We start from the raw sequence: 6956 nt of genomic DNA, 5'->3' as shown, positions 1-6956 counted from the left end.
CGTCGTGTTGATGACGTCGACTTCGCAGCGCTCGATACCGTACGCAGCGGTGATGGCTGTCACCTGGTCCATCGTGGCGGTCGCCGGCATCCCGGACGCCATCAGGATGGCACCGATACTCCCGGCCAGATCGAGCACCTCGCCCACCCGCGCGCTGTACGCGTCGTCGAGCTCTGCGCTCCTCGACTTCGTCATCCGCGGCAGGCTGTCGGTCGGTGGCTCGGTTTCCCGAACGATTCGGTTCAAGATCTCGCGATGACGTGCCCGCCATGGCTGGCCCGCACGATCACGGGTCAACTCCACAACAATTCCCTCCTCTTGGATGACGAACTCGGACGTCGAAGCAAGCCGACACCGAAGCTCGCCTCACGCATTCGCTAGCGCTCGCTTCCTCGAGGTCGCATTTCGTCGATGATGAGGTAAGGAGCAAAACCTATTTTACTCATGACAACTTCGCGCATCAGCCGTCTCGCCAGTGAGAATCAGCACACCTCGCCGGCCTCGGCGCTTCCAGGCGATGCGGGTGCCGGCAGGGATGGGCACGGAGGAAGTAGGCACGTCAACACTGGACGGACAGGGCGGGCGCGCCTACGCGTGCAGGCACCGAGTGAACAGTGATCGCCGGTGGGCCCGCAGAGATGGAATGCCAATTGCGTTGTCGCAGTGGATCTCATTCAGACTCGACGAGTCTCGTCACAAGCGGGTGCAGTTGCACCGTACGTGCGATGAGACCGATGGCCGTAATGGCCCGTTGCCGGAGAGCGCGGAACAGGAGCACTCCCTGGCGGGAATCGACGCCTTCAGTAGCTGGTGCGAACATGCGGGCCAGCGCCACGGCGTCGAGCGATTAGCTCAGCGCAGCGCCACCGGATACCCAGCTAGCCGTCGAGCGGATTGGCCTTGATGCGGCCGGCAGCATTGTTGGCCACCGATGCGGCGGCCGCGCTGCCCGGCTTGCGGGCCGCCTGGTCTTCGAAGCACGCCAGGAATTCGCCACCGAACTCCAGCCTGGGATAGCGCGCGAGTATCTCCGTCCTTGCCGCCGCTGGGAACTCCTCCGGCCGCCGCCCGACGACGTCCCAGCTGGTAGCGACCTGCAGGATGTGCGCCTCTGGGTCGACGGTCGACGAGACGTCGTCGCGCATGTGCAGCACGATGATCTCCATTGCCCGGGCCGCCCGATCAGCCGGCCACCCGGCCGCCACCCCGAACACCCATGCCAGGTCGCCGCCCGCCTCCTCGAAGGGCACTCGGTGACTGTCGAAGGCGTCGGTGAGAGCGATGTCGTGAAGCATCGCCGCGACGTACAGGAGCTCGTCGTCGAAGGCGATGCCGTGCGCTGCCCCGTACATCGCTCCCCATGAGTACGAACGGACGCAGTGATTGAGTAGCGCCGGCGAGTAGAAGCGCGCAGCCACCGCGAGTGCGGCGGTCGCCGCCGGCGTCTGCGGAAAGTCTGTCATCGGTTTTCCTTCTTTCTATTCCTTCACGACACAGTCGTTGAAGACTTACTACTCGCCGCTGCTCGTCAGCTTCACGGTGCGCACGTTGATACCCGACAGCGACGGACGTGGCTCTGCGGCAATGGCTTCCGTCACTTGCCGTCTCCGAGCGACGAATCACTGATGGTCGGCTGCGTATCGTCGATGACGCGGATGATCGGCTTGCCGTTGCCGTGGCCGCGGCGGGTCGGGTCGAACGCTGCAGGAGCGTCTTCGATGGCATACGTCGCCCCGACGAGCGGACGCAGCCGCCCCTCTCGAAGCCTGCGCTCCAGTGTGGCAAGCCCCACCCGATCGGGTTCGACGACGAAGAAGACGGCCCGTCCGTCGTTGGGCTGGGATCGCGGTGGTTCAGCGATGCTGACGAGCGCACCGCCCGAACGGACCAACGCCGCCGAGCGATCCAGGAGCTGACCGCCCACCACGTCGAACACCATGTCCACTTCGCCGACGCTCTCCAGCGGGTCGCGGTCCAGATCCACGAAGGCCTCCGCGCCCAGATCGAGCACGGTCTGGCGGTGGGCAGTGCGGCCGGTGCCGATCACCCGAGCCCCCGCTTCATGCGCCAGTTGCACCGCAACCGAACCGACACCGCCCGCAGCGCCATGAATCAAGACGGTCTGCCCGGCTCCGAGGTGTCCGTGGGTGAACAGTCCCTGCCAAGCCGTTAGGCCTGAGATCGGCAGCGCGGCAGCGACGACGTGGTCCACTCCGGCCGACAGGGTGGCCAGGTTGCGCGCCTCCACTGCGACGAATTCGGCCAGCGTGCCGTTACGACACCAGTCGGTGATCCCGAAGACCCTCTGGCCGACGGTCAGCCCGGTGGTCCCGTAACCCAACTCGGCAACCACCCCGGACACCTCGTGGCCGGGAACGGTCGGTGTCCGATCACGTCCGGCCCGGTCGGTCCAGGTGCCCGGCCAGTCCAGCTCACCCGGGGTGAACCCCGCTGCGTGCACTTGGACGATGACGTCGTTCTCCGCAGCATGGGGGTAGGGCACGTCCGCGAGCGCCAACCCGTCGGTGCCGGCAGCGCGGTCCTGCGCGATGATCGCCTGCATGGTCTTCACGGCGCATCCGGGCGAACGCTGCGATGCCGTAGGGCATCGCGGGCTTCGATCTCTTGCGGCTCGAGCATGGTGATCATGTCGACGCCGGGTGCGCAGATGCACACCGCAACGAAGCGGCTCCAGTCCGTCGGGTCCAGATTTCTCGTCTGATAGTGCACGACCTCACCGCCCGGCTCCCAGAATGCCTCTCCCGCAACGATTTCGACGGGCGCCTCCCCCTCGAGCTCGAAGAGCATCCTGCCCTGCAACATGTAACCGAACACCGGTCCGGAATGTCGATGTGGGGCCAGTCCGGCGTCCGCCGGGGCAAGCTCGACGAGCTGCGTCGTCGCGTGCGCACCCGTGGCGATCGGGGGCGGGGTGACGCTCAATAGGTCGGCAACTCTCGAGTTGCCTGTGATCAACATGCCTCAACGCTAACGGCGGACCCGCTCCCGCCGTGGGCCAGTAGGGCGCGGCGCGTAGGGGCCAGTCGAGCGTGTCAGGGCAACAGTCGGATCAGCGCATCCAAGGCTGCCGACCATGCGCTCGGCGCCGGCGCCGCAAACCCGACCACCAAACCATCACGCCCGCTGTCAGTTTCGGGATGGCGATACAGATCGAGACTCTCCACGCCGAGCCGTCGCCACGCCAGGTGACGAGACAGTGCGCTCTCGTCGGCACCGAGCTCCTCGAGCATCACGTGCAGGCCCGCGGGCATTCCGCTCACGGCGGTCTTCGGTGATGACCGAACGACCGCTGCGACGAGTTGCTCGCGGCGCCGCCGATACTGCGCGCGCATGGTGCGGATGTGCCTGTCGTAGGAACCTGACCCGATGAACTCGGCCATCGCCAACTGCTCGACGAAGCCGCAGGTCTCCTCGGTTTCGCCCTTCTGCCGGGCCACCGCCTCGACGAGTCGTCCCGGCAGGACCAGCCAGCCGAGCCGAAGGCCGGGCGCCAGCGACTTGCTCACCGTGCCCAGGTAGACCACGTGTTCGGGATCGACGCCCTGCAGCGCACCGACGGGGCTGCGGTCGTAGCGGAACTCGCCGTCGTAGTCGTCCTCGATGATCGCTCCACCGGTTCTTCGCGCCCAGTCGATGACGGCCGCGCGGCGGTCGGAATGCAAGGACACACCGAGCGGGAACTGGTGCGACGGGGTGAGCAGCACACCGCCCACCTCGGCCATGCCCTCCAGCGCCATGACGTCGGCGCCATGGAAGTCGACGGCCAGTGGGGGGCAACGCAACCCCGCTTTGGTGAGCGACGCCCGTTGAGCGGGGAGGCCAAACTCCTCGACGGCCACGGCGGCGACCCCGGCGTTCGCCAAGGCGCCCGCGAGGAGGCTCAGCCCTTCAGCGGCTCCGCTACACACGATGATGTTGCACGGTTGGGCCCGAACCCCGCGCGCCCGAGCGAGATATTGCGCGACAGCGTGGCGAAGCTCCGGTCGGCCATGCGGGTCGGCGTACCCGAACGCCTCGAACGGTGCCGCGTTCAACGCGCGTGTGACCGCGCGGCTCCAGTCGGCCCGGGGAAACGACGACAGGTCCGGATGACCAGGCCGCAGGTCGTGGTCCAACCGGCGTAGCGCCTGACGCGTAGGCGGTGCGGCGACGGACCGGACGACCTCGGCGGCACGTTGCGAGACCAAGGTGCTCGAGCCTTGATGTGCTGACAACCAGCCCTCGGCGATGAGTTCGGCGTATGCACGCGCGACGGTGTTCCTCGCGACGCCCAGATCGGCGGCCAGCGCCCGGCTCGACGGCAACCGCGTCCCCGTCACCAATCGCCCCGTTCGGATCGCGTCGCGGATGGCGTCCATCACGCTGTCACGCACCCTGCCGCCGGGGCGCTCCAGGTGTAGGTCCAGTCCGGCGACTGCGCTCGGAGTCGTTGGGTGCACGTCGGTGCTCGTCGCCGGGGTCGCGGCCGGACGGCGGCCGAGAGCCGACGCTCGCGAACGGGAGACGGCCATGATTCAACCTAGAACACGTCGTCCGGCGGCTCACGTTCCAAGGCGCGACGGCGAAACGCCCCGGTCGCGTGACCGGGGCGCCTCGTCCGCACTACCTAGTGGCTGTGGCCGTGATGGCCGTGGCCGCCGTTGTCTGCCTGCTCGGCAGGCTTGTCGACGATCGCGGTCTCAGTGGTCAGGATCATTCGAGCCACCGACGCCGCGTTGAGCACCGCTGAGCGGGTCACCTTCACGGGGTCGACGACGCCGTCGGCGAGCAGGTCGCCGTACTCCAGCGTTGCGGCGTTGAAGCCCTGCCCTGCAGACAGCTGCGACACCTTGTTCACCACCACCGAGCCGTCCAACCCGGCGTTGGTGGCGATCCAGTACAGCGGCGAGGGAAGTGCCGACGCGAACACGTCGACGCCCAGCGCCTCGTCACCCTTCAGCGACTCGCGCAGCGACTTCAGGACAGACCCGGCCTGGACGAGGGCGGAGCCACCACCGGTGACGATGCCCTCTTCGATGGCGGCCTTGGCTGCGGAGACCGCGTCCTCCACCGCCTCCTTGCGCTTCTTCAGATCGGTTTCGGTTGCCGCACCGACCTTGATGACCGCAACGCCCCCGGAGAGCTTGGCCAGCCGCTCTTCGAGCTTCTCGCGGTCCCAGTCGGAGTCGGTGGCCTCGATCTCGGCGCGCAGTTGCGACTTGCGACCCTCGATCGCGTCCTTGCTGCCGCCACCGTCGACGATCACGGTGCTGTCCTTGGTGACGACCACGCGCCGGGCGGTGCCCAGCACGTCGAGGCCGACCTCACGCAGCAGGAGCCCGACGTCGGGGTTGACCACCTGGCCACCCGTGACGACCGCGAGATCGTCCAGGAACGCCTTGCGGCGGTCGCCGAAGAACGGCGCCTTGACGGCGACGGCCTTCAGCGTCTTGCGAATCGCGTTCACCACCAACGTCGAAAGGGCTTCGCCCTCGACGTCCTCGGCGATGATCAGCAGCGGCTTGCCCGACTCGGCGACCTTCTCCAGCAGCGGCAGCAGGTCCGGCAGCGAACTGATCTTCTCGCGGTTGAGCAACACCAGCGCGTCCTCGAGGACGGCTTCCTGTGCGTCGAAGTCGGTGATGAAGTAGGCCGACGTGAAGCCCTTGTCGAAGCCGACACCCTCGGTGACCTCGAGCTCGGTGTTCAGTGTCGAGGACTCCTCCACAGTGACGACGCCGTCGTGGCCGACCTTCGTCATGGCCTCAGCCACGAGCTGACCGATCACCTCGTCACGCGACGACACGGTCGCGACCTGGGCGATGCCGTTCTGGTCCGAGATCGGCGTGGCGGCGGCCAGGAGAGCCTCCGACACGGCGTCGGCGGCCTTGGCGATGCCCAGACCCAACTCGATGGGGTTGGCGCCCGCGGCCACGTTGCGCAGGCCGGCCTTGATGATCGCCTGCGCCAGCACGGTCGCGGTGGTGGTGCCGTCGCCCGCGACGTCGTTGGTCTTGGTGGCCACCGACTTCACCAGCTGCGCACCGAGGTTCTCGAACGGATCCTCGAGGTCGATCTCCCTGGCGATGGTGACGCCGTCATTGGTCACGACGGGGCCACCGAACGCCTTGGCCAGCACGACGTGCCTGCCACGCGGGCCAAGCGTCACGCGGACCGCGTCGGCGAGCTTGTCGACACCGGCTTCCATGGCCCGGCGCGCAGTCTCGTTGAACTCAATCTGCTTGCTCATGTGTGTACTTTCTGACTACGTAAATGGGACACAACGCATGCCGCCCCGGAAATCACCCGCGTTGACGGGGATCTCCGGGGCGGAACACTGATGCTTACTTGGAGACGACTGCCAGCACGTCGCGTGCCGACAGGATCAGGTACTCCTCGTTGTTGTACTTGATCTCGGTGCCACCGTACTTGCTGTAGATGACGGTGTCGCCCTCGGCGACGTCCAGGGGGATGCGCTTCTCGCCATCCTCGTCCCAGCGGCCTGGGCCAACTGCGACGACGGTGCCTTCCTGCGGCTTCTCCTTGGCGGTGTCGGGGATGACCAGACCGGAGGCGGTCGTAGTCTCGGCCTCATTGGCCTGAACGAGGATCTTGTCCTCGAGTGGCTTGATGTTCACGGCCACGATGGAGCCCTCCACATTTGTTGGGGTGCGATCCGGGGTAGATCCCGGACCTTCACGGATTACCAGCACTTACCAGTTGTTCGGCAAGCGTCCGTGACCTCACGCCGTCGTCGCGGGAGCCGGAGCGGGGTTTGGCCGCCTGCCACCTAGCACTCTATACACGCGAGTGCTAGCACTCAAGGGTGGGCCGGTGCCTACTAGTTTTGAAGGCATTCACGGGCTTGAAATCCGGGGAGTCGATGTCGACCTCAACATCGGCCGCGGCCACACGCCGTTTGACATCGGTCTGGCCGACCCAAGCCTCTACTCCGG

At 66.8% G+C, this 6956-nt stretch carries 7 protein-coding genes; all 7 read right to left on the bottom strand.

Going from position 1 to position 6956, the window contains the following annotated elements; translation table 11 throughout:
- Positions 1-204 (bottom strand): threonine/serine exporter family protein (locus QOI01_RS29705; protein ID WP_526386749.1); only part of this gene is annotated, 204 nt, incomplete at its 3' end.
- 674 nt (positions 205-878) lie between these two features.
- Positions 879-1463, bottom strand: a complete 585-nt coding sequence (locus QOI01_RS29700; RefSeq protein WP_526386745.1) for an HD domain-containing protein — start codon at positions 1461-1463, stop codon at positions 879-881.
- A 131-nt stretch (positions 1464-1594) separates the two neighbouring features.
- On the bottom strand, positions 1595-2563 hold the full coding sequence (locus tag QOI01_RS29695; protein WP_526386747.1) for an NADP-dependent oxidoreductase: 969 nt from the start codon (positions 2561-2563) through the stop codon (positions 1595-1597).
- A gap of 5 nt (positions 2564-2568) precedes the next feature.
- Complete coding sequence (locus tag QOI01_RS29690) at positions 2569-2979, bottom strand: cupin domain-containing protein (RefSeq protein WP_526386743.1); 411 nt, start codon at positions 2977-2979, stop codon at positions 2569-2571.
- A gap of 74 nt (positions 2980-3053) precedes the next feature.
- Positions 3054-4532 carry a MocR-like pyridoxine biosynthesis transcription factor PdxR gene (pdxR, locus tag QOI01_RS29685; RefSeq protein ID WP_526386741.1) on the bottom strand — a complete coding sequence of 493 codons (1479 nt, stop codon included), beginning with the start codon at positions 4530-4532 and terminating at the stop codon, positions 3054-3056.
- A 95-nt stretch (positions 4533-4627) separates the two neighbouring features.
- On the bottom strand, positions 4628-6250 hold the full coding sequence (groL, locus tag QOI01_RS29680; RefSeq protein ID WP_526386739.1) for a chaperonin GroEL: 1623 nt from the start codon (positions 6248-6250) through the stop codon (positions 4628-4630).
- Positions 6251-6344: 94 nt separating this feature from the next.
- A complete protein-coding gene (gene groES / locus QOI01_RS29675; RefSeq protein ID WP_056556946.1) occupies positions 6345-6647 on the bottom strand; it encodes a co-chaperone GroES in 303 nt (100 codons plus the stop codon).
- Positions 6648-6956: the final 309 nt, after the last annotated feature.

The sequence above is a fragment of the Mycobacterium sp. genome (genome assembly GCF_032162605.1).
Classification (GTDB): Bacteria; Actinomycetota; Actinomycetes; order Mycobacteriales; family Mycobacteriaceae; genus Mycobacterium.
The sequence above is the reverse complement of the archived record's forward strand: the minus strand, read 5'-3'. Positions and strand labels throughout refer to the sequence as shown.

Bases quoted from the DNA above. Each gene is read 5' to 3' on its own strand.
- QOI01_RS29700 (WP_526386745.1), bottom strand. From the start codon at position 1,463: ATGACAGACTTTCCGCAGACGCCGGCGGCGACCGCCGCACTCGCGGTG.
- QOI01_RS29695 (WP_526386747.1), bottom strand. From the start codon at position 2,563: ATGCAGGCGATCATCGCGCAGGACCGCGCTGCCGGCACCGACGGGTTG.
- QOI01_RS29690 (WP_526386743.1), bottom strand. From the start codon at position 2,979: ATGTTGATCACAGGCAACTCGAGAGTTGCCGACCTATTGAGCGTCACC.
- pdxR (WP_526386741.1), bottom strand. From the start codon at position 4,532: ATGGCCGTCTCCCGTTCGCGAGCGTCGGCTCTCGGCCGCCGTCCGGCC.
- groL (WP_526386739.1), bottom strand. From the start codon at position 6,250: ATGAGCAAGCAGATTGAGTTCAACGAGACTGCGCGCCGGGCCATGGAA.